This window comes from Streptacidiphilus neutrinimicus, from assembly GCF_000787815.1.
Lineage (GTDB): Bacteria > Actinomycetota > Actinomycetes > Streptomycetales > Streptomycetaceae > Streptacidiphilus > Streptacidiphilus neutrinimicus.
In genome coordinates this window covers 56,150-78,481 of record NZ_BBPO01000003.1, presented here as the reverse complement: position 1 = coordinate 78,481, position 22,332 = coordinate 56,150, and the positions used below count along the sequence as shown (strand labels likewise).

Annotated in this window: 21 protein-coding genes and 1 pseudogene; 5 read left to right on the top strand and 17 right to left on the bottom strand. The window is 72.5% G+C overall.

From position 1 onward, the window contains the following. Positions 1-83: 83 nt before the first annotated feature. Positions 84-1,076, bottom strand: a complete 993-nt coding sequence (locus TR48_RS03355; protein WP_042364323.1) for a 2-dehydropantoate 2-reductase — start codon at positions 1,074-1,076, stop codon at positions 84-86. Between the two features lie 145 nt (positions 1,077-1,221). Between TR48_RS03355 and TR48_RS42925 the strand changes: the two genes are divergently transcribed. Beyond that, complete coding sequence (locus TR48_RS42925; RefSeq protein ID WP_161789770.1) at positions 1,222-1,389, top strand: hypothetical protein; 168 nt, start codon at positions 1,222-1,224, stop codon at positions 1,387-1,389. A 25-nt stretch (positions 1,390-1,414) separates the two neighbouring features. Here the strand turns inward: TR48_RS42925 and TR48_RS03350 are convergent, their stop codons facing one another. The 9 genes from TR48_RS03350 to infC all read right to left on the bottom strand — a co-directional run bounded on the left by TR48_RS03350 (position 1,415) and on the right by infC (position 10,633). Continuing rightward, a complete protein-coding gene (locus tag TR48_RS03350) occupies positions 1,415-2,281 on the bottom strand; it encodes a HipA family kinase (protein ID WP_042364322.1) in 867 nt (288 codons plus the stop codon). Positions 2,282-2,342: 61 nt separating this feature from the next. Continuing rightward, positions 2,343-2,801 carry a MarR family winged helix-turn-helix transcriptional regulator gene (locus TR48_RS03345; protein WP_042364321.1) on the bottom strand — a complete coding sequence of 153 codons (459 nt, stop codon included), beginning with the start codon at positions 2,799-2,801 and terminating at the stop codon, positions 2,343-2,345. Between the two features lie 131 nt (positions 2,802-2,932). Further along, entirely contained in the window at positions 2,933-5,452 is a 2,520-nt protein-coding gene (gene pheT / locus TR48_RS03340; RefSeq protein WP_042364320.1) for a phenylalanine--tRNA ligase subunit beta, read from the bottom strand. Beyond that, positions 5,452-6,561, bottom strand: a complete 1,110-nt coding sequence (pheS, locus tag TR48_RS03335) for a phenylalanine--tRNA ligase subunit alpha (RefSeq protein WP_042364319.1) — start codon at positions 6,559-6,561, stop codon at positions 5,452-5,454. Before pheS ends, pheT begins: the two co-directional genes overlap by 1 nt. A gap of 105 nt (positions 6,562-6,666) precedes the next feature. Continuing rightward, complete coding sequence (locus tag TR48_RS03330) at positions 6,667-7,782, bottom strand: sensor histidine kinase (protein ID WP_042364318.1); 1,116 nt, start codon at positions 7,780-7,782, stop codon at positions 6,667-6,669. Between the two features lie 229 nt (positions 7,783-8,011). Then, positions 8,012-8,878 carry a TrmH family RNA methyltransferase gene (locus TR48_RS03325; protein WP_042364447.1) on the bottom strand — a complete coding sequence of 289 codons (867 nt, stop codon included), beginning with the start codon at positions 8,876-8,878 and terminating at the stop codon, positions 8,012-8,014. A gap of 128 nt (positions 8,879-9,006) precedes the next feature. Continuing rightward, positions 9,007-9,399: a 50S ribosomal protein L20 gene (rplT, locus tag TR48_RS03320; protein WP_042364317.1), complete on the bottom strand. Its 393-nt coding sequence runs from the start codon at positions 9,397-9,399 to the stop codon at positions 9,007-9,009. A gap of 92 nt (positions 9,400-9,491) precedes the next feature. Beyond that, complete coding sequence (gene rpmI / locus TR48_RS03315) at positions 9,492-9,686, bottom strand: 50S ribosomal protein L35 (protein ID WP_042364316.1); 195 nt, start codon at positions 9,684-9,686, stop codon at positions 9,492-9,494. A gap of 134 nt (positions 9,687-9,820) precedes the next feature. Next, entirely contained in the window at positions 9,821-10,633 is an 813-nt protein-coding gene (gene infC, locus TR48_RS03310; RefSeq protein WP_084728758.1) for a translation initiation factor IF-3, read from the bottom strand. Between the two features lie 357 nt (positions 10,634-10,990). Between infC and TR48_RS03305 the strand changes: the two genes are divergently transcribed. Next, positions 10,991-11,344, top strand: a complete 354-nt coding sequence (locus tag TR48_RS03305; protein WP_042364314.1) for a DUF1844 domain-containing protein — start codon at positions 10,991-10,993, stop codon at positions 11,342-11,344. A gap of 235 nt (positions 11,345-11,579) precedes the next feature. Here TR48_RS03305 and TR48_RS03300 read toward each other — a convergent pair whose 3' ends face one another. The 7 genes and pseudogenes from TR48_RS03300 to TR48_RS03275 all read right to left on the bottom strand — a co-directional run bounded on the left by TR48_RS03300 (position 11,580) and on the right by TR48_RS03275 (position 18,413). Then, the gene (locus TR48_RS03300) at positions 11,580-12,317 is read right to left on the bottom strand and encodes an SseB family protein (RefSeq protein ID WP_042364313.1); all 738 of its coding nucleotides are present in this window, start codon (positions 12,315-12,317) and stop codon (positions 11,580-11,582) included. A gap of 47 nt (positions 12,318-12,364) precedes the next feature. After that, on the bottom strand, positions 12,365-12,790 hold the full coding sequence (locus TR48_RS03295; protein ID WP_042364312.1) for a DUF7144 family membrane protein: 426 nt from the start codon (positions 12,788-12,790) through the stop codon (positions 12,365-12,367). A gap of 198 nt (positions 12,791-12,988) precedes the next feature. Beyond that, a complete protein-coding gene (locus tag TR48_RS03290; protein WP_161789769.1) occupies positions 12,989-13,957 on the bottom strand; it encodes a DUF2510 domain-containing protein in 969 nt (322 codons plus the stop codon). Positions 13,958-13,993: 36 nt separating this feature from the next. Next, positions 13,994-14,704 (bottom strand): annotated as a pseudogene (locus TR48_RS39990) (glutathionylspermidine synthase family protein). Positions 14,705-14,846: 142 nt separating this feature from the next. After that, entirely contained in the window at positions 14,847-15,641 is a 795-nt protein-coding gene (locus TR48_RS03285) for a 3-oxoacyl-ACP reductase (RefSeq protein WP_042364311.1), read from the bottom strand. 7 nt (positions 15,642-15,648) lie between these two features. Beyond that, positions 15,649-17,028 (bottom strand): aldehyde dehydrogenase family protein, encoded by a 1,380-nt coding sequence (locus tag TR48_RS03280; RefSeq protein WP_042364310.1) that lies wholly within the window; start codon positions 17,026-17,028, stop codon positions 15,649-15,651. An 11-nt stretch (positions 17,029-17,039) separates the two neighbouring features. Beyond that, positions 17,040-18,413, bottom strand: a complete 1,374-nt coding sequence (locus TR48_RS03275; protein WP_042364309.1) for a glutamine synthetase family protein — start codon at positions 18,411-18,413, stop codon at positions 17,040-17,042. 82 nt (positions 18,414-18,495) lie between these two features. Between TR48_RS03275 and TR48_RS03270 the strand changes: the two genes are divergently transcribed. From TR48_RS03270 to TR48_RS03260, 3 genes are all read left to right on the top strand, one after another. Further along, complete coding sequence (locus tag TR48_RS03270) at positions 18,496-19,284, top strand: FadR/GntR family transcriptional regulator (RefSeq protein WP_084728734.1); 789 nt, start codon at positions 18,496-18,498, stop codon at positions 19,282-19,284. 95 nt (positions 19,285-19,379) lie between these two features. Further along, entirely contained in the window at positions 19,380-20,120 is a 741-nt protein-coding gene (locus tag TR48_RS03265) for a gamma-glutamyl-gamma-aminobutyrate hydrolase family protein (RefSeq protein WP_042364308.1), read from the top strand. 50 nt (positions 20,121-20,170) lie between these two features. Continuing rightward, entirely contained in the window at positions 20,171-22,294 is a 2,124-nt protein-coding gene (locus TR48_RS03260; RefSeq protein ID WP_042364307.1) for a S9 family peptidase, read from the top strand. The last annotated feature ends 38 nt before the right edge of the window (positions 22,295-22,332 follow it).

Genomic DNA, 22,332 nt, shown 5'->3' with positions numbered 1-22,332 from the left:
TAGAACCGTAGCAATCCGGCCGCCGGGACGGAGGGCATCTTGACGCAACTCCGACCTGTCGGGGCGAAGTGGCGCGACAGGTGTCACCGGCAGGCCGCGGCCAACCGGGTGAGCCCCAGGATCGCGTCGACGGTGGGCGTCGGGACCTCGACCGCCCGGCCGATCTCGCGGACGGCGCCGACCAGCGCGTCCAGCTCCAGCTCCCGCCCGGCCTCCATGTCCTGGAGCATCGAGGTGCGGAACGCGCCCAGCTTGCGGGTCACCACCGTGCGGTCGTCCGGGGTCTCGCCGATCGGGCAGCCGATCCGGGCGCCGATCTCGGCCGCCTCGCGCATCGCCGCGTGGCAGAACGCCAGCACCAGCTCGTCGTCGATGATCCGGTCGGCAGTGGCGCGCGTCAGCGCGGAGATCGGGTTGGTGGTCATGTTGCCCCAGAGCTTGTACCAGATGTCCGCCTGGATGGACGGGGAAGCCGTCGCGTCCAGGCCGGCGCCGCTCATCAGCTCCACCAGCGCGGCCAGCCGCGTCGAGCTCGTGCGGTCCGGCTCGCCGAGGATGAGTCCGGTCCCGGCGACGTGCCGGACCAGTCCGGGCTCGGGCGTGGCGCAGCTCATGTGCACGACGCTGCCGACGACGTGCCGCACGGGGATCGCGGCGGCGGCGCGGCCGCCCGGGTCGACGGAGTCGAGCGAGCGGCCCTCGCACGGTCCGCCGAAGCCCTCGAAGAACCACCACGGCACACCGTTGAGTGCGGGGACCACGATCGTCTCCGGCCCCAGCAGCGGCTCGACCGCGGACAGGACGGCCGGCAGCGCCTGCGCCTTGACCGCGAGCAGGACCAGGTCCTGCGGCCCGAGCGCGGCGACGGACCCCGGCTGGGCGGAGTCGGCGAGCGCGGCGACCGGCGCGGTCAGCAGCGTGCCGTCCGCCTCGCGCACCCGCCACCCGTGCTCCGCCAGCGCCGCGTGCGTCGCGCCGCGCGCCACCGCGCTCACAGCCGTCCCCACGCTCGCCGCCGCCAGCCGCGTGCCGATGAACCCGCCGATCGCTCCCGCGCCTATCACTGTGATCCGCATGTCGTGAACCTACCCGTTGAAGACCCTCTGCTCGACGCGTACTCCCCGCTGGAGCCACAACACGTCACACAGGACCGGCACAGCCCCGGCGTGGGCGGGCGCGGGCAGCCCCAGCGGGACCGGTCCGCCGAGCCAGAACTGCCAGATGATCGAGGCCGCAGGCGGTACCACGCCGGGCCACGCGGCCGACTCCCCCGGCTCGCCGTTCGACGAACCGGGCATCAACAGCGTCAACGGCGGCACGGGCGGCCAGCACTACAGCCCCAACGCGCAGCACGACGTCGCCTGCTACCACCACTCCACCCGCGGCTGACCCTCACCGGCCGGCCCTGGCGCCGTCACCCGCGTACGTGCTGCAGCCAGGCCGGGCGACCGGCCAGGGTGCGGGCGCGCTTCGCCGCGTCGGCGGCGGCGAGCTCGTCCGCGGTGGCGAAGCAGCGCGGGATCCAGTCCTGGGAGCGGGCGACGCGCGCGGCCAAATGCCGCGCGTAGGCGTCCCGCAAGGCGTCCGGGCTCGGGAAGCCGGGCTCGGGCGCCAGCCACTCGTCCGGGATCTCGGCGGCGACCTCGCGCAGCAGCGCCTCGGTGACCAGCGGCGCGAGCGCGTCGTCCGCGGCGAGCACGTCCGGCGCGTAGCCGCCGAGAGCGTGCGCGGACATGTCGTACGCCTTGCCCACGGCCTCGTCAGCGCCCTCCCAGCGGTGGTGGAAGATCAGCGCGGCGCCGTGGTCGATCAGCCAGAGACGGCGATGCCAGACCATCAGGTTCGGGTTGCGGACCGTCCGGTCCACGTTGCCCACGAGCGCGTCGAACCAGACCACGCGGCCCGCCTCCTCGGGACTGAGGTCGACGCCGTCCTGGCCGGGGGTGAAGTCGGTGGCCCCGGGCAGGTAGTCCATGCCGAGGTTGAGGCCCGCACTGGCCCGGTGCAGGTCCTGCACCTCCTGGTCTGGCTCGTGCGCGGCGACGGCCGGGTCGAACCGGATCAGCACCAGCTCCGGCACGCGCAGCCCCAGCCGACGCGCCAGCTCCCCGACGACCACCTCCGCGACCAGCGCCTTGCGGCCCTGCGCGGCGGCGTGGAACTTCACCACGTACGTCCCGTAGTCGTCCGTCTCCACGACGGCGGGCAGCGACCCTCCCGTGCGCAGCGGCTCGACGTAGTCCAGCGCGGTCACCTCGGCGAGCTCGCCGTCGGCGCTCATCCCTTCCGCCTCCCTCCGTCCGCAGAGCCACGAACCGGTCCCCACCAGCAGATCCACCCAGTCAAGCATCGGTCGCCCTCGTCGCGCGCGGTCGGCCCCGCCCGCCGAGGCCCGTGAGCAGCCGTCCCAGACTGTCCACCTCGGCCCCGGTGCAGCCGGCGGTGAACCAGTCCTCGGCCACCTCCTCCGCGCTGGCGGTCATCTGCTCCAGCAACCCCCGGCCCGTCGCCGTCAGCGCGGCGTACGCGACCCGCGCGTCACGGGGGTCCTTCTCCCGCTCCACCAGGCCGATCCGTTCCAGCGGCCCCAGCGCCCGGGTCACCCCCGACGCGGTCAGGCCGAGCGCGGCGGCGAGATCCACCCTCCGCATGCGGCCGCGTTCGGCCGCACCGAGATGCAGCAGGATCTGCAGGTCGGCGTAGCTGATGCCGTGCCGGTTGGAGAGGACGGAGTCGAGCTGCCTCACCAGTGCGCCGTGCGCGCGGGTGAGGCGCAGTGCGGTGTCGAGTGGGTCGTGCATGGGGGAACGCTAGCAGATGCTTGACAACTCAAGTACCGATGAAGTTGCACTCGCCTGAGGGGGTGCCCAAGGCGCGAAAAAGGGCCCGCTCCTCCCCCGGAGGGAAAGAGCGGGCCCGGTGTTCCCGGGTGTCAGCCGCGGAGGGTCGCGCCGACGCGGGTGGCGGCCTCGGCGACGGCCGACTCGCGGGCCGCGGAGGCCTCGTCTGCCGTAAGGGTGCGGTCCGCCGCGCGGAAGCGGAGGGCGTAGGCCAGGGACTTCCTGCCCGCGCCGATGCTCTCGCCCCGGTAGACGTCGAACAGCCGCAGCGACTCGAGCAGCGGTCCCGCGCCCGCGCGGAGCGCGGCCTCGACGTCGGCGGCCTTGACGGCGTCGTCGACGACCAGCGCCACGTCCTGCGTCGCCACCGGGAAGGTGGAGATCTTCGGAGCCTCGGCCCTCACCGCGCCACCCGCCGTCAGCAGGTCCAGGTCCAGCTCCATCGCGCAGGTGCGCTCCGGCAGGTTCAGGGCCTTGACGGCGCGCGGGTGCAGCTCGCCCGCGTGGCCGACGAGCTGCTCGCCGACGTACAGCGCGGCGCAGCGGCCCGGGTGCCACGGGGTGTGCTGGTCCTGGCGGACCGTCAGCGACACGCGTGCCGCGTCCGCGACAGTGCGCGCCGCCTCGACGGCGTCGGCCCAGGTCCACGCCTGCGGCTTGCCCCACCAGCCCTGCGGTTCGCGGTTGCCCGCGAACACCGCGCCGACCCGGTACGGCTGACGCGGCAGGGCCGCGTCCAGCTGCGCGATCTCGTCCTCGGTGGGACGGCGGTCAACCGGCAGACGCGGCGCGTGGTACAGCGTCTCCGCCGTGCCGTCGACGCGGAAGACGCGGCCGAGCTCGAACAGCGCCACGTCCATCATACCGCGCCCGACGTTGCGGTGCAGCGCGCCCAGCAGGCCCGGCAGCAGCGTGGTGCGGAGCGACGGCTCCTCGTGCGAGATCGGGTTGGCGATCTTCACGGTGTCGCGGCGCGGGTCGCCCGCCTCGATGCCGAGCGCGTCGAGGACCGCCTCACCGATGAACGGGTAGTTCTGCACCTCGACGTGGCCGGCCGAGGCCAGTGCGATGCCGATGCGGCGGCGCAGGCGCTGGGCCTCCGTCAGACCGCGGCCCGCGGGGACGTTCGGCAGCGTGGAGGGCAGGTTCTCGTAGCCCTCGAGCCGGATGACCTCCTCGCAGAGGTCGTTCGGGTCGGTCAGGTCCGGGCGCCAGGTCGGCGGGGTGACGACCAGCACGTCCGTGCCGACGACCGTGCAGCCGACCTCCTGGAGACGGCGCACGACGGTCTCCCGCCCGTACTCCTGGCCCGCGACGCGGTCCGGGAGGTCGGCGGCGATGGAGATCGCGTGCACCGGGTGCGGCGCGACGATGTCCGTCACACCGGCCTCGGCGGTGCCGCCGGCGACCAGGACCAGCAGGTCCACCGCGCGCTGCGCGGCGGCCTTGGCGGCCTCCGGGTCGACGCCGCGCTCGAAGCGCTTGGCCGCCTCGGAGGGCAGCTTGTGGCGGCGCGCGGTGCGCGCGATGGAGACCGGCGCGAAGTGCGCGGCCTCGATGACGATCTCGGTGGTGCCGGTGACCTCGCCCGTCTCCGGGTCGACGACCGCGTCCGCGATCTCGGTGCCCGCGCCGCCCATGACGCCGGCGATGCCGATCGGGCCGGAGTCGTCGCAGATCAGCAGGTCCTCGGCGTCGAGGGTGCGCTCCACGCCGTCCAGCGTGCGCAGCTTCTCGCCCTGCGCGGCACGGCGGACCGTGATCGCACCGTCGATGCGGTGGCGGTCGTAGGCGTGCAGCGGCTGGCCCATCTCGAGCATCACGTAGTTGGTGATGTCGACGGCCAGCGAGATCGGGCGCATGCCCGCCTTCTGGATCCGGCGCTGCATCCAGATCGGCGACTTCGCCGCCGGGTCGACGCCCACCACGCTGCGCGCGACGAAGCGGTCGCAGCCGGCTTGGTCCTCGACCTTGACCGCCGGGCCGTAGGAGTTGGCCGGCGGCACGTCGATCAGGGCCGGGTCGCGCAGCGGCAGGCCGTAGGCGATCGCCGTCTCCCGGGCGACGCCGCGCAGCGAGAGGCAGTAGCCGCGGTCGGCGGTGACGGCGATGTCCAGCACCTCGTCGACCAGCTCCAGCAGCTCGATCGCGTCGGTGCCGGGCTCGTACTCCGGCGGCAGCACGATGATGCCGTCGTGGTCGTCGCCCATGCCCAGCTCACGGGCCGAGCAGATCATGCCCTCGGAGGTCTTGCCGTACGTCTGGCGCGCGGCGATCGGGAAAGGTCCGGGCAGCACCGCGCCCGGCAGCACCACGACGACCTTGTCGCCGACGGCGAAGTTGCGGGCGCCGCAGACGATGTTCTGCGGCTCGCCGGTGCCGTTGGCGTCCCCGACGTCCACCTGGCAGTAGCGGATCGGCTTCTTGAACTCGGTCAGCTCCTCGATCGCGAGGACCTGACCGACCACCAGCGGGCCCTTGAGGTCGGCGCCGAGGGCCTCGACGCCCTCGACCTCGAGGCCGGCGCGGATCAGCTTGGCCTGGATGTCTCGGCCGGTCTCACCCGCGGGGAGGTCGACGTACTCCCGCAGCCAGGAAAGCGGGACGCGCATCAGATCTCCATCCCGAACGGGAGGGTGAAGCGCACGTCACCCTCGACGATGTCTCGCATGTCCTCGACGTTGTGCCGGAACATGAGCATGCGCTCGATGCCGAAGCCGAACGCGAAGCCGCTGTACTTGTTGGGGTCGATGCCGCAGGCGACCAGCACGCGCGGGTTCACCATGCCGCAGCCGCCGAGCTCGATCCAGCCCTCGGAGGAGCAGGTCCGGCAGGGACGGTCCGGGTTGCCGACGGACTCGCCGCGGCACACGAAGCAGACCATGTCCATCTCGGCGGACGGCTCGGTGAACGGGAAGTAGTTCGGGCGCAGGCGGGTGGAGATGCCCTCGCCGAAGAGGGACTCGACCATGTGGTCGAGGGTGCCCTTGAGGTCCGCCATGGTCAGACCCTCGTCCACGGCGAGCAGCTCGACCTGGTTGAAGACGGGGGTGTGCGTGGCGTCCAGCTCGTCGCTGCGGAAGACGCGGCCCGGGCAGATCACGTAGACCGGCGGCTCGGACGCGGCCAGCAGCGAGCGGATCTGCACGCCGGAGGTGTGCGTGCGCAGGACGACGGAGTCGGCGTCCTTGAGGAAGAAGGTGTCCTGGGTGGAGCGTGCCGGGTGGTCCGGACCCATGTTGAGCGCGTCGAAGTTCAGCCACTCGGCCTCGACCTCGGGGCCCTCGGCGACGGAGTAGCCCATGGCCGTGAAGACGTCCATCAGCCGCTCGGCGAAGGTCGTCAGCGGGTGCCGACCGCCGCGCGGGGCGCGGTCGTAGGGCAGCGTGACGTCCACGGCCTCCTCGACCAGCACGCGCGCGTCGCGCTCGGCCTCGAGCTCGACCTTGCGCGCGGCGAACGCCTTGTTGACCGCGCCACGGGCGGCGCCGACGCGCTTGCCGGCCTCGGCCTTCGCGGCCGGCGGCAGCGCGCCGATCTCACGGTTGGCGAGCGCGAGCGGGGAGCGGTCCCCCATGTGCGCGACCTTGGCCTCGTGCAGAGCGTCGAGGTCCGTGGCTGCGGCGAAGGCGGCAAGCGCCTCGTCGCGCAGACGCTCGATCTCCTCCGGCTTCAGAGCCTCGACCTCCACGGGGTCGTACGACTTGTTGGGTGCGGACATCTCTCTCTTCCCATTTGCGGCGACGCGCGGCCAAAACTTGAGTCTAATGGGTTGCCGAAGTCGGACGGTTCGCCGTCCGTGCAGGGCCGTGCGCGCGCCGGTGGATTACGCCAGAACCTCAGGAATCCCGGGCGGCAGAATAAATCGGAAACTCGCCCCACCCTCGGGCCCGCGGTCGACGCGGATCGTTCCGCCGTGCGCCTCGACGATGCCCTTGACGATGTAGAGGCCAAGGCCCGTGCCGCCGCGCTTGCTGCCGCGCCAGAAGCGGGTGAAGACGCGCGGGATCGACTCCTCGGGGATGCCTGGCCCCTGGTCGCTCACCGTCACCGCCGTCCCTTCGCGCACCCGGCCGGTCGCCTCCTCGGACTTGGCGGGGTCGACCTCGATGGTGACAGTGCCCTCGCCGTGCCGCACGGCATTTTCCAGCAGGTTCCCCAGCACCTGGTCGATCTTGTCCGCGTCCGCCCACAGCAGCGGCAGCGGCTCGCCGACCCGCACTGCGAAACGTTCCTCCGGAACGCCTGCGGCGACGAGCCCGTCGACATGGCGCCGGACCGCGGCGTCCAGCCGGACGGGCTGGCGGCGCACCTCCAGGCGGCCGGAGTCGATGCGCGAGATGTCCAGCAGTTCCGCGATCAGACGGGTGACGCGGTTCGCGTCCGCGTCGACCGTCTCGAGCATCAGCTTCTTCTGGTCCTCGGTGAACCGCTCCCACTTCTGCAGCAGGGTCGCGGTGAAGCCCTTGACGCTCGTCAGCGGCGAGCGCAGCTCGTGGGCGACGGTGGCGATCAGCTCCGCGTGGCTGCGCTCGGTCCGCCGCCGGGCCTCGGTGCCCCGCAGCGCGACGACGACGCGCTGCACCGGCCCGCGCCCCTCCCGGACGTAGCGCACGGAGACGAGCACCTCCCGGCCGCCGGGGCCGGGCAGCAGCAGGTTGCGCTCGGGCTGGCGGGTCCGGATGTCGAGTCCGCCGTAGGGGTCGGTGAGCTGCCACCAGCGGCGGCCCTCCAGATCCTCCAACGGCAGGGCCTCGTCCAACGGCCGGCCGAGGACGCTCTCCGCGGACAGGCCGGTGACCCGCGCCGCGGCGGCGTTGAAGACGACCACGCAGCCGGTCTCGTCGGCGATCACCAGTCCGTCGGGCAGCTCGTCCGGGTCGAGCGAGACGGGGGAGCCGCTCTCGGACGCGACACGCTGCCGCGGGAACTGACTCTTCATCGTCTCGCCTCCTCCCCCGACCCCCGGAATGGTCACCCTAGGGTCTGTCCTCGAGCCCGCGCCAGATCAGTCCGGGCCGTATGGCGCGGTCAACCGCAAGGCGGAGGATCGGCCTCGTACCGGATGTACTCGGGCGATTCGACAACGCAGCGGATGGCCGTGCCAGGCGGCCCGGGCCTGGCGGGGGCTCGAATACAGACCCTAGCGAAAACGGCACTGCCCGCGGCAGTCAGGCGCGACACCCTCCGGGCGCACGCTGGGCGCGCGCGGAGGCGTAGAGACAGACGGCAGCGGCCGTGGCGAGGTTCAGCGACTCGGCGTGGCCGTGGATCGGGACCCGCACCACCTCGTCCGCCAGCTCGCGGGTGGTCTCCGGCAGGCCCCAGGCCTCGTTGCCGAAGAGCCACGCGGTCGGGGCGCCGAGGGTGCCCTCGTCCAGCTCCGCGTCGAGGTCGCGCTCCCCCGCGCCGTCGGCGGCCAGGACCCGGATGCCCGCCTCGCGCAGCCCGGCGACGGCCTGCTCGACGGGCACGCCGACGGCCACCGGCAGGTGGTAGAGGCTGCCGACGGAGGCGCGCACGGCCTTGGGGTTGTAGAGGTCCACGGAGGCGTCGGTCAGCACGACGGCGTCCGCGCCCGCCGCGTCCGCGGTCCGCAGCACCGTGCCCGCGTTGCCGGGGTCGCGGACGTTGGCGAGCAGGGCGACCAGCCGGGGCTTGGCGGCGAGGACGTCCTCGAAGGAGGTGTCGACGAAGCGGCAGATGGCGACGATGCCCTGCGGCGTCACCGTGTCGCACACCGCGGCGATGACCTCGTCGGTCGCGGTCAGCACGGGCACCCGCTCGGCGCGGGCCCGGCTCAGCAGGTCGGCGTGGCGCTCGGCCGCCTCCAGGGTGGCGTAGATCTCCACGACGGAGTGGCTGCCGTCCGGCAGGGTGCCGAAGTCCACGGCCTCGCGCACGGCCTGCGGCCCCTCGGCGAGGAAGCGCCGCTCCTTGCCGCGCTGGGCCCGGCGGGAGAGCCGCCGGGCGGCGTTGACCCGGGGCGAGCGCAGGGAGGTGAGCTCGGGCTGGGACGACGGGTGCGGCAGGGACATCGCGGTGATCATCACTCCGGGGCCTGAGGGGTTCAGCCATAGAACGGGTCGGGCCCGCAGGGGGTCACCCCCTGCGGGCCCGGTTGCTTCCACCCCGCGGGTGGGAGGTGCTACTGCGCTACCGCAGCTCAGGCGGCGGCGTCGGCCTTCGGCGCGTTGACGTCGGCGGGAAGCGCCTTGCGGGCGGCCTCGACCAGCGCCTCGAACGCGGCGGAGTCGTTGACGGCCAGCTCGGCCAGCATCTTGCGGTCGATCTCGATGTTGGCAGCCTTCAGGCCCTGGATCAGGCGGTTGTAGGTCATGCCGTTCGCGCGGGCGGCCGCGTTGATGCGCTGGATCCAGAGCTGACGGAAGTCGCCCTTGCGCTTCTTGCGGTCGTTGTAGTTGTAGACGAACGAGTGGGTGACCTGCTCCTTCGCCTTGCGGTAAAGGCGCGAGCGCTGGCCGCGGTAACCGCTCGCCAGCTCGAGGATGACCCGGCGCTTCTTGTGGGCGTTCACTGCCCGCTTGACGCGTGCCACGTTATTACTCCTTCAAAGGGACCGCGGTCGATGTCACACGGTCCGGTTACGAATGTGGTCGAAAAGGATCAGGAAGCCCCGAGGGGCCACGATCACTTGCCGAGAAGCTTCTTGATCTTCTTCGCGTCGGCGGGGGCAGCCTCGACGGTGCCGGCCAGACGGCGGGTCAGCGTCGACGACTTGTGCTCGAGCAGGTGACGGCGACCGGCGCGCTGGCGCAGGACCTTGCCGGAGCCGGTGAGCTTGAAGCGCTTGCTGGCACCGGAGTGCGTCTTGTTCTTCGGCATGTCGCCGTACTCTCCTCGTCGGTCCGCTCCCGCCCGTTCCGCCGTGCGGCGGCCCGAGCGGGAGCGCTTCGTTTCTGACAGGGACTCTCCGGGTGGGCACTCGGAGAGCCGGGTGGTGCAGGCGCGTCCGGCGATCAGCCGGCCGCGGCCTCCGTGCCGGCCGAAGCCGGCGTCTCGGTGGCGTCCGCAGCCTCGGGCTGCTCCTCCACCGGGGCCTCGACGGCCTCGTCGGCAGTCTCGACCGCGTCGACCGCGTCGGTCGCCTCGTCGTCGCCGCCGCCCTGGCGACGCGGGGTGACGCCGGCCTGCGCCGCGGCCTTGCGGGCGGCCTGCGCCTCGCGGGCCTCGGCCATGGCCTCGGTCTTCTTCTTGTGGGGACCGAGAACCATGATCATGTTGCGGCCGTCCTGCTTCGGCGAGGACTCGACGAAGCCGAGGTCCTGCACGTCCTCCGCCAGACGCTGCAGCAGTCGGAAGCCCAGCTCGGGGCGGGACTGCTCACGGCCACGGAACATGATCGTGATCTTGACCTTGTCGCCCTGCTTGAGGAACCGAACGACGTGACCCTTCTTGGTCTCGTAGTCGTGCGGGTCGATCTTCGGCCGGAGCTTCATCTCCTTGATCACCGTGTGCGCCTGGTTCTTGCGCGCCTCACGGGCCTTCATGGCCGACTCGTACTTGAACTTGCCGTAGTCCATGAGCTTGCACACCGGCGGGCGTGCGGTGGCAGCGACCTCGACCAGGTCGAGGTCGTACTCCTGCGCGAGCTCAAGCGCCTTGGCAAGCGGCACAATGCCGACCTGCTCGCCGCTAGGACCGACGAGTCGCACCTCGGGGACGCGAATCCGGTCGTTGATGCGGGGCTCGGTGCTGATGGATCCTCCTCGGTTGCACCCCGCGGCCTGCCGGGTGGCAGCCGCGTTCGCTGGCTGGGTACCGCCACACAGAGCTTCATTCGTGCCGCGGTACCTGTGACAGTGCACCGCGGGCACGAAAAAAGCCCCGCATGACGCGCAGGCGGAGCTCCATGGCACAACCGACGGTGCGGAGCGGCGGCCGCTAGGGCGGCACGACGAACCACATCGTCTGGACCATTGACCCGACGACCGTGAGGTCGATGCGGGTGGGAAGTCGGAGCCTCCACTTGCGGGCCGGGACTGCGTCAGCCGTATGGACGGCAGAGCGGTACCTGGCCGGTCTCAGCTTGCAAGCATAGCAGCGTCGCGCGCTACCGCAGAATTCCCGCTCGCGGGGGTGGTTCCGGCAGACTGCGGGGAGACATCAGTTCTTCTGGAATGAGACCCATGAGCGACGCGACCCCCTCCCCCGACTTCGACGACCTCACGCGCGACATCGCCGACGTCCCCGCCGTCGAGGTCATCACGACCGTCGCCGTCCACCTGATGAGCGCCGCCGCGGTCAACCTGGGACTCGCGGAGGACGGCGAGGCGCACAAGGACCTCGACGAGGCCCGCAAGCTCATCACCGCGCTGGCCGGCCTGGTCACCGCGGGCGCGCCGGAGATCAGCAACTTCCACGCGGCGCCCCTGCGGGACGGCCTCAAGAGCCTCCAGCTGGCCTTCCGCGAGGCCTCCCTCGTCCCCGACGCCCCGGGCGCCGGCCCCGGCGAGAAGTTCACCGGCCCCGTCTACAGCTGACTGCACCATCCAGGGGCGCGAGGCTCTGCCGATGTGCGGCTCCGCCGCCTGGGCGCGACCGGGTCCGATGCGCTCCCGCACCGAGTTGCGCCACCTCGGGCGCGCGGAACTGCGCGACAAGCCACCGATGAGCAGATGGTCCTCCATGTGCGGATGTGCGGGACCATCCGCACCGGGTGGTTCCCGCGCCCACGCGGCGGAGCGGCGTGTGGGCAGAGCGCCGCGCCCCTGGTGGTCACCGCATGTACAAAGGCGCGGCGGGCTCGTTGCCGCCCGGGGCGACGACCGCCAGGTCGAGGCCTCGGTCGAGGCGGATGCGGAGCAGCTCGCTCTCGGTGAGGCTCGCGGCGACGGCCTGGAGGGCGTCGGGGGTGGCGTCCGGGGCGACGATGAGGACCAGTTGGGCGTCCGCCTGCTCGCTTGCGAGCAGATGCGCGCGCAGGACCACCCCGTGCTTGCCGAGGATCGCGCGCAGCTCGTCTGCGACGCCCGGGTCGCGCACCGCGGCGACATGGGCGCGGCCCTCCGCGACCGCCCGCAGCGCCGCGCCGCTCAGCTCGAAGAAGACCGGCCCGGCCAGGTCGATCAGCAGCGCGTCCGCCTGCTCCGACCAGGCCGCCTGGACGGCCTGGGGCGCGGGGACGGGTGCGGGGCGCGCGTCCGCGCGCCACGCGGCCAGCGCCGCCAGCGAGGTGAACGCGGGAAGCCCCTTGCGGCCGTCGGGGGCCTGGATCGTGGGGACGGCCATGTCACTGGTCTTCTCGTGCCTCAGACCGCGCTCGTCCGTCTCGACCTCGCCGAGGACCGCGACGATGGGGACCATCAGCCGGGCGCTCGCGAGCAGCGCGAGCACCCGCTCCTCGTTCTCAGGCGTCCGCTCGGACGCGTACGCCGCGAGCGCCGCCGCCAGCTGAGGGTCTGCCGAACCGTCGTCACCCGCGAACCCCGGGTCAGGGATGTTCTTGCGCTCCACCCCGCGAGCCTACGCGACCCGCGGGGCGGTGCCCGGCGTCGGGGCGGTCAGAAGTCGCGATACGCGGTGGGCCTGGTCAGACCCCAGATGATGAAGATGTCGATCGCCATCACGACGACGGCCCAGAAAGGGTAGTACGGAAGCCACAGGAACTGGCCGACCAGGCTGAGCGCGGCGATGACGACGCCCGCCCAGCGGGCCCACGCCTGGTGGGCGAGCAGTCCCGCGCCGACCAGGACGGCGACGATGCCCAGGCCGATCTGCACCCAGCCCCAGCCGGTCAGGTCGAACTGGTACAGGTAGCGGGCCGTGGCCAGGTAGACCTTGTCCTTGGAGACGGCGCTCGCACCTTGCAGGACGCCCAGGATCCCGTTGAGCAGAAGCAGGATGCCCGCGAAGACGGCGGCTACGGCGGGCGCGCCGCCGCCCCGGCCCGAGGGCCTGGACCCCGCGTCGCTCGATGTGGCTGCCATCGTGAACCTCCTCGGTGAGGTACCGCGACGCGCACGGCCGGCCCCACCGGAGCACGGACGGCGGTGTCACGCCACGCGTCAGCCTCCGAATGGCGCGCGCACCTGCCAGCCTCCGGCGGCCCGCGCAGGACCGCCAGTCCGGCGAGGCTGTCCGGGTGGACCGGTCACCGTCGAAGACCGGTCACCGTCCAAGGGGGCTCAGCTGGTGCCGGGGGCCTGACCACCGCGGAGGGAACCGCCGGAGAAGTCGGCGACGCCGGAGACGATCTGGTCCATGACGGAGACGCTCGGCGCCTTGTTCGCGATGTCGAAGCCGAGGTGCAGGGCGATCAGCTTGTCGCCGGCCTTGTCCGGGAAGACCACCGTCTCCACCGTGCCGTTGTTGCCGACCTTGGCGTCGACCTGCCAGCGGACCAGGTAACCCGAGCGGCCCGCCACCGTGACGGCCTTCTCCTGGAGCACCTGGTGGCCGGTCACGTCGCCGTAGGACTCCTTGACGGCCGCGGTGATGTCCTGTTCGGCCGCCGCCTGGACCCCGGTGCTCACGGGGGTCTTCAGGGTCTCGGTGTTCGCACCCGCGTACGAGCAGGTGTTGCCGCTCGAACTGCCACCCGAGCTGCCGCCGGAGCCGGCGCAGGTGTAGCTGCCGTAGGAGCCGGAGGCGTGGCCGTCGGTGGTGGTACCGCCGGTCCAGCCGCTCGGGAGCGGGACGCTGACGCCGTCGGCGACGTCCACCGCGAGGTTGGACCCGGAGCCGGAGCCGCCGCCGTTCTGGCCGCCGCCGCCGTTCGACCCGCCGGTGCCACCGTGGCCACCGCTGCCGCCGAAGGGGTTCAGCCCGTCGCCGCCGTTCTGACCGCCGCCGCCGGCGAACGAGCGGCTGCCGGCGGCCGTGCCGCTCTGACCGTCGCCGTCCATGGCGAAGTAGGTGACGAGCGAGCCGACGCCCAGGCCGACGACCGCCGCCACCGCGCCGACCAGCAGCGGGCCGGGACGGCGCACGCGCTTGGCGGCCGGGGGCTCGCCGGAGATGAACACCGTGGTGTCGTCGGTACGGGTACTGACAGTCCATTCGGAGCCGTTCCACCAGCGTTTGCCCGGATTGTCCGGGTCGGCGGGCTTGGGGTCCGGGTACCAACCAGCAGGCGGGGGCGCAGTCTCACTCACACCCGGCACCGTACCCGCAACGCGATAAGCATCCGATCAGCCTGCGCTGTCGGTCCGGTCGAGAACGACGGGCGGGAGGAAGCGCGCGTACTCGCCCGTGACCAGCCCCGCGGACTCGCGGATGCCGAGCCCGGCCGTCGACGACCCACGCGCCGAGCACGGTGCGGTTGCCGTCGAAGTCGGGCAGCGGCGCGAACTCCTGCCAGCACTACCGCTCGCCCTCGTCCGGCTGCGGTGCCGCGCCGGCCCCGTCGGTGATCAGCACGCCCGCGCTCGCGGCCCAGCAGCGGCCTCGCGACGTGGCGGAGCATGTCGCCGGGGCCGTCGAGCCGTGCCGGGAGCAGGTTTTGGGTGACTGGTCGGGGTGTCGGCGTTGTACTCCAGCAGCTTGGCCGGCCCGGTGCCGTCGTAGCGCAGGTCGAACCGGCCGTAGAGGCTCGGCTGCCGGTCGCGCTCCCACCGGGAGCGGCGCACTAGCGCGGCCAGGTGGGGTCGGTGATGCCGAGCTCGCGGAAGCGGTCGTTCGCGACGAGGTGCTCGGCGGCCTGGAGGCACAGCTCGTGCAGTTCCTCGACCGTCTCCTCCATCGCCTCGACCTCGGCCAGGGAGAAGGAAAGGAGTGGTACGCGGACTCGACCCAGTACGGGCGCAGGCTGTCGTCGGGGTAGCGCGTGAGGGGGTAGACCAGGCCCTGCTCCTCGACGATCCGCTGCCAGTCCGGGCGGGGGTCGACACGTGGCGCTGCATGACGGTCGCTCAGCCCCCCATCCGTCGCCGTGGCCGCCGAAGCCACCCCACCATGCCGTGGCCTCTTACCCCTCTTTTGCCGAGCCTGGGACGGCGGCGATTCCAACCACCGTCCCAGGGCGGGCGAAGGGGCAGGTCAGGCCTACAGCGGCGTCACGTACGCGCCGGAGATGCCGCCGTCGACGAGGAACTCCGCCGCGGTGATGAACGCGGAGTCGTCGCTGGCCAGGAAGGCGACCGCGGCCGCGATCTCCTCGGCGTGGGCGAAGCGGCCGACGGGGATGTGCACCAGGCGGCGCGCTGCGCGCTCCGGGTCCTTGGCGAACAGCTCCTGCAGCAGCGGGGTGTTGACCGGCCCCGGGCAGAGCGCGTTGACGCGGATGCCCTCGCGGGCGAACTGCACGCCCAGCTCACGGGACATCGCCAGCACGCCGCCCTTGGAGGCGGTGTAGGAGATCTGCGAGGTGGCCGCGCCCATCTTGGCCACGAAGCTGGCGGTGTTGATGATCGAGCCCTTGCCCTGCCGCTGCATGTACGGCAGCGCTGCCTTGCAGCAGAGGTAGACGGAGGTGAGGTTGACCTCCTGGACCCGGCGCCAGGCGTCGAGGCCGGTGGTGAGGATGGAGTCGTCGTCGGGCGGCGAGATGCCGGCGTTGTTGAACGCGATGTCCACGCTGCCGTAGGTGTCGAAGGCGGCCTTGAACAGCGCCTCGACCTGCTCCGCGTCGGTGACGTCGACCTGGACGAAGAGCCCGCCGACCTCCTCGGCCGCGGCCTTGCCCGCCGTCTCGTCGACGTCGGCGCAGACCACGTTCGCGCCCTCGGACGCCAGGCGGCGGGCGGTGGCGAGACCGATGCCGGACCCGGCGCCGGTCACGACCGCGGTGCGGCCCACCAGCCGACGGCAGACGACCTCTTCAGTGTTCTCGGTGGTCACGGCTCTCCTACTCCTCGGTGCTGATGAAGACGTTCTTGGTCTCGGTGAAGTGCGCGAGCGCGTCCGGGCCGAGCTCGCGGCCGAGCCCCGACTCGCCGAAGCCGCCGAAGGGTGTCCAGTAGCGCACGGAGCTGTGCGAGTTGACCGACAGGTTGCCCGCGTTGACGCCACGGGCCATGCGCAGCGCGCGGCCGATGTCACGGGTCCACAGCGAGCCGGAGAGGCCGTAGCGGGTGGCGTTGGCCAGGCGCAGGGCGTCGGCCTCGTCGGTGAACGGCAGCACGACGGCGACCGGGCCGAAGATCTCCTCGGTGGCGGCGCGGCTGGAGGGGTCCGTCGGCGCGAGCAGCGTGGGGGCCTGCCAGAAGCCGGGGCCCTCGGGGGCGCTGCCCTGGGCGAGGACGGGCACGTCCTCGGTCAGGTAGGAGCGGACGCGCTCGCGCTGGACGGCGGAGATGAGCGGACCCATCTCGGTGGCGGCGTCGCGCGGGTCGCCGACGCGGACGGCCTCGATCGCCGGGGCGACCAGGGCCAGGAAGTCCTCGTAGACCTCGCGCTGGACCAGGATGCGGGTGCGGGCGCAGCAGTCCTGGCCGCTGTTGTCCAGGAAGGACATGGGCGCGGTGGCGGCGGCGCGAGCCAGGTCGGCGTCGGCGAAGACGATGTTGGGGCTCTTGCCGCCGAGTTCGAGGGTGACCCGCTTCAGCTTGTCGGCGCAGCGGGCCATGATCTGCTTGCCGACGCCCGTGGACCCGGTGAAGACGATCTTGCGGACGTCCGGGTGGTCGACGATGGCCTGCCCGGTGATCCGGCCGTGGCCGGGCAGCACCTGGAACAGGCCCTCGGGCAGGCCGGCGTCCAGCGCGATGCGCTCCAGCTTCAGCGCGGTGAGCGGGGTCGTCTCAGCGGGTTTCAGCAGGACGGCGTTCCCGGCCGCGAGCGCCGGGGCGACGCCCCAGGCGGCGATGGGCATCGGGAAGTTCCACGGCGCGATGACGCCGACGACGCCGATCGGCTCGTGGAAGGTGACGTCGAGGCCACCGGCCACCGGGATCTGCCGGCCCATCAGCCGCTCGATGCCGCCGGCCGCGTATTCGAGCAGGTCACGAGCGTTGCCCGCCTCCCAGCGGGCATTGCCGAGGGTGTGCCCGGCCTCGGTGACCTCCAGGTCCGCGAGCTCGTCCACGGCGGCGTCGACGCCGTCGGCGAAGCGCCGGAGCAGCCGGGCGCGGTCGCCGGGGGCGAAGGAGACCCAGCTTTCCTGGGCCTTCGCGGCGCGTTCGACCGCGGCGTCCACCTGTTCGGGTGAAGTGGCCGGGATTTCGGCGACAAGCTCCTCAGTGGCGGGATTCAATACCCGCAGAACATCAGAGAGAACGTCAGTCATGTTTTCACGGCTCACATGCGCTCGAAGGAGCGGTAGCGCTCCCAGTCGGTGACAGCGGTGTCGTAGGCGTCCTGCTCGATCTGCGCCATGTTGGCGTAGTGCTGGACGACCTCGGGTCCGAAGGCCGCCTTGGCCAGCTCGCTCGCCGCCCACAGCTCGGCCGCCTCCCGCAGGGTGGTCGGCAGGTGGGCGTAGTCGGCCTCGTAGGCGTTGCCGGCGCAGGGCTCGGGCAGTTCGAGGCGCTGCTCGACGCCGTGCAGGCCGGCGGCGATCATCGCGGCGACGGCGAGGTAGGGGTTGACGTCGCCGCCGGGCGCCCGGTTCTCGAAGCGCAGCGAGGGCCCGTGGCCGACGACGCGGAGCGAACAGGTGCGGTTGTCGCGGCCCCAGGCCACCGCGGTCGGGGCGAAGGAGCCGGGGCGGAACCGCTTGTAGGAGTTGATGTTGGGCGCGTACAGCAGCGTCAGCTCGCGCATGGCGGCAAGCTGGCCGGCCAGGAAGTGCCGCATGAGGTCGCTCATGTGGCCCTGTCCGTCGGCGAAGGCGGCACGGCCCTCGGCGTCGCGCAGCGAGAGGTGGACGTGGCAGCTGTTGCCCTCGCGCTCGTTGTACTTCGCCATGAAGGTCAGCGCCACGCCCTCCTGGGAGGCGATCTCCTTGGCGCCGGTCTTGTAGACGCTGTGCTGGTCGCAGGTGGTCAGCGCGTCGTCGTAGCGGAAGGCGATCTCGTGCTGGCCGAGGTTGCACTCCCCCTTCGCCGACTCGACGACCATCCCGGCGGCGCCCATCTCGTTGCGGATCCGGGCCAGCAGCGGCTCGATCCGGGCGGTGGCGAGCAGTGAGTAGTCGGCGTTGTACTGGTTGGCCGGGGTCAGCCCGCGGTAGCCGCGCTCCCAGGCCTCCTCGTAGGTGTCGCGGAAGACGATGAACTCGAGCTCCGTCCCGGCCCACGCGGTCAGCCCGAGCTCGGCGAGCCGGTCCAGCTGCTGCCGCAGGATCTGACGCGGCGAGGCGGGCACGGGCGTGCCGTCCTCCCAGGCCAGATCGGCTGTGACCAGCGCGGTGCCCGGCTGCCAGGGCAGGCGGCGCAGCGTGCGGAAGTCGGGCTGGAGGACGAAGTCGCCGTAGCCGCTCTCCCAGGAGGCCATCGCGTAGCCGTCGACGGTGTTGAGCTCCACGTCGACGGCGAGCAGGTAGGCGCAGCCCTCAGTGCCGTGCGCGACCACCTCGTCGAGGAAGTGGCCGGCCGCGAACCGCTTGCCCTGCAGCCTGCCCTGCATGTCCGTGAAGGCCACGGCTACGGTGTGGATCTCTCCTGACGCGATGAGATCGCGCAGCGCGTCGAGGCTCAGCAGTCCCCGGCGGGCGGGCGCGTGAGAAGTCATGAGTAGTGCCTCCGGGTGCATCTGGACCGGGTCGGGCGCTTTAAAGGTATGGCCTTGTACCATTGGAAGGGAAGGGGGTGCCATGATCGAAAATGGCGCGTCGAACGAGGCTGGCGCCGGGACGGGCGGCGAGGCGGATCTGCACGCCGATCCGTACGCCGCGGTGCTGCGCCCGGTCCGCTCCGGCAACACCTTCGAGGAGACGGTCGAGAAGGTGCTGCAGCTGATCCGGCTCGGCCTGGTGCCGGTCGGCGACCGCCTGCCGCCCGAGCGCGAGCTCGCCGATCGCCTCCAGATCAGCCGGGTGACGCTGCGCGAAGCCCTCAAGGTGCTGCAGGACGCAGGCGTCCTGGAGGTCCGTCGCGGCCGCTACGGCGGCGCGTTCGTCCTCGCCCCCGCGCCCTCGCCCGCGGCGGCGAGCGGGGGCGAGGAGCTGCGCCGCCGGGTGGAGGAGCTCGGCGACCGCCTGGAGGACACGCTGCTGTTCCGTCAGGTCCTGGAGCTGGGCGCGGCCGAACTCTGCGCGGAGCGGACGCCCGGCGGCGCGGAGGCGGACCGCCTGCGGCAGCTCCTCGCCGAGACCGGCGCGGCGACCCTGGAGGAGTACCGCCGCCTGGACACCCGCCTCCACCTCGCCATCGCCGAGCTCAGCGGCAGCCCGTCCGTCGCCGCGCAGTACGCGGCCGTCCGCGCGACCGTCAACGACCTGCTGGACTGCATCCCCCTGCTGCCCCCGAACCTCCAGCACTCCCAGCTCCAGCACGAGGAACTCGTCGACGCCATCCTCTCCGGCGACGCACCCCGCGCCCGCGCCGCCATGCACGAACACCTCGCCGGCACCGCCGCTCTGCTCCGCGGGTTCCTGTCATGACCCGCGGCCAGTCGCACTTCCTCAGGGGCACACCCCCGCGCCCCTGACAGGTTGCAACGTCCCGACCGCACACTCCCGACCTCGGAGGTCCTCTCGTGTCACGCCCCCTGATCGGTGTCACCACGTATGTCTCGCACGCCTCCTGGGGCGTCTGGCACGACGCCCCCGCGGAGCTGCTGCCGCGGCAGTACGCCGCGCTGGTGCGGGCGGGAGGGGGGCTCGTGGCGATGCTGCCGCCGGACGAGGCGCCTGACGCCGCAGCCGAGGCGGTCTCACGGCTCGACGGAGTCGTCATCGCCGGCGGACCGGACGTCGCGCCCGCGCGCTACCGCGCCGTCGCCGATCCGCACACGCAGACTCCGGACGCCGACTCCCTCGCCCGTGACGCCTGGGAGTCCGCGCTGATCCACGCCGCCATCGACCAGCGCGTGCCGCTGCTCGGCATCTGCCGAGGCATGCAGCTGCTCAACGTCGCGCTCGGCGGAACCCTGACGCAGCATCTGCCCGACGTGCTGGGCGGCAGCAAGGACCACTCGCCCGTCCCCGGCGTGTACGGCCGCCACATCGTCTCCGCCGTTCCCGGCACCCTGACCGCCGAGATCCTCGGCACCGAGAAGCTCGACGTCCCGACCTACCACCACCAGAGCGTCGCGACGCTCGGCACGGGCCTGCGGGTCTCCGCCCACGCCCCGGACGGCACCGTCGAGGCCCTGGAGTCCACCGCCCCCGACGGGCCCTTCCTCCTCGCCGTCCAGTGGCACCCGGAGCAGGACGACGACCCGCGACTCGCCCAGGCCCTGGTGGCCGCGGCCAGAGCCGCGGCCACCGGACGCTGATCGTCGCCCACCCCCTCGCCAGGCCGGTCCGGGCGGACGAGACTGTCCGCATGCCGACGACCAACAGCACCGACCGTGCGACGACGCAGTCGCAGTCACCGTCCAGCCCGACCGGCCCCGCCACGCCGTTCCACTCGCTCGACGCCTTCCTCGCCGTCCCCCGCGTCGGCGGGTTCGACCTCTCGCCCGACGGGAGCCGGCTCGTCGTCTCCGTCGCCGAGCTCTCCGCCGACCGCACCCGCTCCGTCTCCGCGCTGTGGGAGGTCGACCCGCAGGGCGAGCGGCCCGCGCGGCGGCTGACCAGGTCGGCGAAGGGCGAGTCCGCGCCGGCCTTCCGCGCCGACGGCGCGCTGCTCTTTCTCTCCGCGCGGCCCGTCTCGGATCCCGGCAAGGACGAGCCGGAGGACGGCGAGGCGGCGCTGTGGGCGCTGCCCTCGGACGGCGGCGAGGCACGCCGGCTGTTGACCCGCCCGGGCGGCGTCGCCGCCTTCGCCGCCGCCCGCGCGGCCGACCGGCTCGCCGTCGTCTCCGGTCTGCTGCCGGGCGCCGCGGACGCCGAGGGCGACGCGAAGCTGCGCAAGGCGCGCACGGAGGCGAAGGTCTCGGCGGTCCTGCACGAGACCGCGCAGGTGCGCTACTGGGACCACGACCTCGGTCCGGACACCCCGCACGCCTTCGCGCTCTCCGGCGCCGACCTCGACGCCGCCGCCGACGCGTCCGGGACCGTCGCCGTGCCCGTCGTCGACTGCGGTCCCACGGAGCCCTACGAGCCGAGTGTGACCGTCTCGCCCGACGGGTCGCTGGTCGCCTACACCGTCCTGACGCCCTACCCGGCCGGCGAGTTCTGCCAGTCGATCGTGGTCGCCGACGCGGCCACCGGCAAGGAGCTGCGCCGGATCGGCTCCCCCGACGTGGAGTTCGCCGACCCGGTCTTCACCGCCGACTCCCGTTCGCTGTTGTGCCGACGCTTCACGCCCGGCGGCTGGGACGTCAGCAGCGACGGCACCCTCTGGCTCGTCCCGGACGTGACCGACGCGCAGGACCTCGGCCGCGACGCCGCGCCGGGCTTCGACAACTGGCCCGCCGGCGTCACCGTCTCGCCCGTCCCGGGCGACACGGTCGTGTACTTCGTCGCCGACGAGCTGGGCCGCTCGCCGATCTTCCGGCTCGACACCGCCGACGGCGCGCTCACCCGGCTGACCGCCACGGACACGTCCGGGGCCTACACCAACCTCCGCGTCTCCCCCGACGGTTCGACCCTGTTCGCGCTGCGCAGCGCGATCGACTCCCCGCCGACGCCGGTGCGTCTGGACGCCGCCCTGCAGGACCAGACCCCGACGACGCTGCGCGCGCCGGGCGACGTCGGCACCGTGCCGGGACGCCTGGTCGAGGTGGAGACCACGGCCGAGGACGGGCACCCGCTGCGCGCCTGGCTCGTCCTGCCGGAGCGGGCCCGTGCCGAGGAACCCGCGCCGTTCCTGCTCTGGGTCCACGGTGGCCCGCAGATGAGCTGGAACGCCTGGACCTGGCGCTGGAACCCGTGGGTCGCCGCCGCGGCCGGTTACGCGGTGCTGCTGCCGGACCCGGCCCTGTCCACCGGCTACGGCCCGCGGATGCACGCCCGCGGCTGGGGCGACTGGGGCGGCGTCCCCTACCGGGACGTCATGACGCTGACCGACGCGGCCCTCGCGCGCGAGGACGTGGACGCGAGCCGCACGGCGATGATGGGCGGCTCGTTCGGCGGCTACATGGCCAACTGGATCGCCACGCAGACGGACCGGTTCAAGGCCATCGTGACCCACGCGAGCCTGTGGAACCTGGACGGCTTCGCCGGCACCACCGACGCGCCCTTCTACTGGCGGCGTCACTTCGGCGATCCGCTGACGCGGCGTCAGCGCTACGAGGACTCCTCGCCGCACCGCCCCGCCGCGAAGATCCGCACGCCGATGCTGGTGGTGCACGGCGACAAGGACTACCGGGTCCCGATCAACGAGGGGATCGCGCTCTGGAGCGACCTGACCCGGTTCGAGGTCCCGGCGAAGTTCCTGTACTTCCCCGACGAGGGCCACTGGGTGCTCAAGCCCAACAACGCCAAGGTCTGGTACAGCACGGTGCTGGCCTTCCTCGCCCACCACGTGCTGGGCGAGGAGTGGCAGCGCCCCGAGCTGGTCTGACGGCCGTTCACCCGGCCGTCCACCTGGCGCTCCACCCG

What these genes read in the sequence shown, in the direction of transcription:
- TR48_RS03355 (WP_042364323.1), bottom strand. Translation starts at nt 1,076, where the DNA reads ATGCGGATCACAGTGATAGGCGCGGGAGCGATCGGCGGGTTCATCGGC.
- TR48_RS42925 (WP_161789770.1), top strand. Translation starts at nt 1,222, where the DNA reads ATGATCGAGGCCGCAGGCGGTACCACGCCGGGCCACGCGGCCGACTCC.
- TR48_RS03350 (WP_042364322.1), bottom strand. Translation starts at nt 2,281, where the DNA reads ATGAGCGCCGACGGCGAGCTCGCCGAGGTGACCGCGCTGGACTACGTC.
- TR48_RS03345 (WP_042364321.1), bottom strand. Translation starts at nt 2,801, where the DNA reads ATGCACGACCCACTCGACACCGCACTGCGCCTCACCCGCGCGCACGGC.
- pheT (WP_042364320.1), bottom strand. Translation starts at nt 5,452, where the DNA reads ATGCGCGTCCCGCTTTCCTGGCTGCGGGAGTACGTCGACCTCCCCGCG.
- pheS (WP_042364319.1), bottom strand. Translation starts at nt 6,561, where the DNA reads ATGTCCGCACCCAACAAGTCGTACGACCCCGTGGAGGTCGAGGCTCTG.
- TR48_RS03330 (WP_042364318.1), bottom strand. Translation starts at nt 7,782, where the DNA reads ATGAAGAGTCAGTTCCCGCGGCAGCGTGTCGCGTCCGAGAGCGGCTCC.
- TR48_RS03325 (WP_042364447.1), bottom strand. Translation starts at nt 8,878, where the DNA reads ATGTCCCTGCCGCACCCGTCGTCCCAGCCCGAGCTCACCTCCCTGCGC.
- rpmI (WP_042364316.1), bottom strand. Translation starts at nt 9,686, where the DNA reads ATGCCGAAGAACAAGACGCACTCCGGTGCCAGCAAGCGCTTCAAGCTC.
- TR48_RS03305 (WP_042364314.1), top strand. Translation starts at nt 10,991, where the DNA reads ATGAGCGACGCGACCCCCTCCCCCGACTTCGACGACCTCACGCGCGAC.
- TR48_RS03295 (WP_042364312.1), bottom strand. Translation starts at nt 12,790, where the DNA reads ATGGCAGCCACATCGAGCGACGCGGGGTCCAGGCCCTCGGGCCGGGGC.
- TR48_RS03280 (WP_042364310.1), bottom strand. Translation starts at nt 17,028, where the DNA reads ATGACTGACGTTCTCTCTGATGTTCTGCGGGTATTGAATCCCGCCACT.
- TR48_RS03275 (WP_042364309.1), bottom strand. Translation starts at nt 18,413, where the DNA reads ATGACTTCTCACGCGCCCGCCCGCCGGGGACTGCTGAGCCTCGACGCG.
- TR48_RS03270 (WP_084728734.1), top strand. Translation starts at nt 18,496, where the DNA reads ATGATCGAAAATGGCGCGTCGAACGAGGCTGGCGCCGGGACGGGCGGC.
- TR48_RS03260 (WP_042364307.1), top strand. Translation starts at nt 20,171, where the DNA reads ATGCCGACGACCAACAGCACCGACCGTGCGACGACGCAGTCGCAGTCA.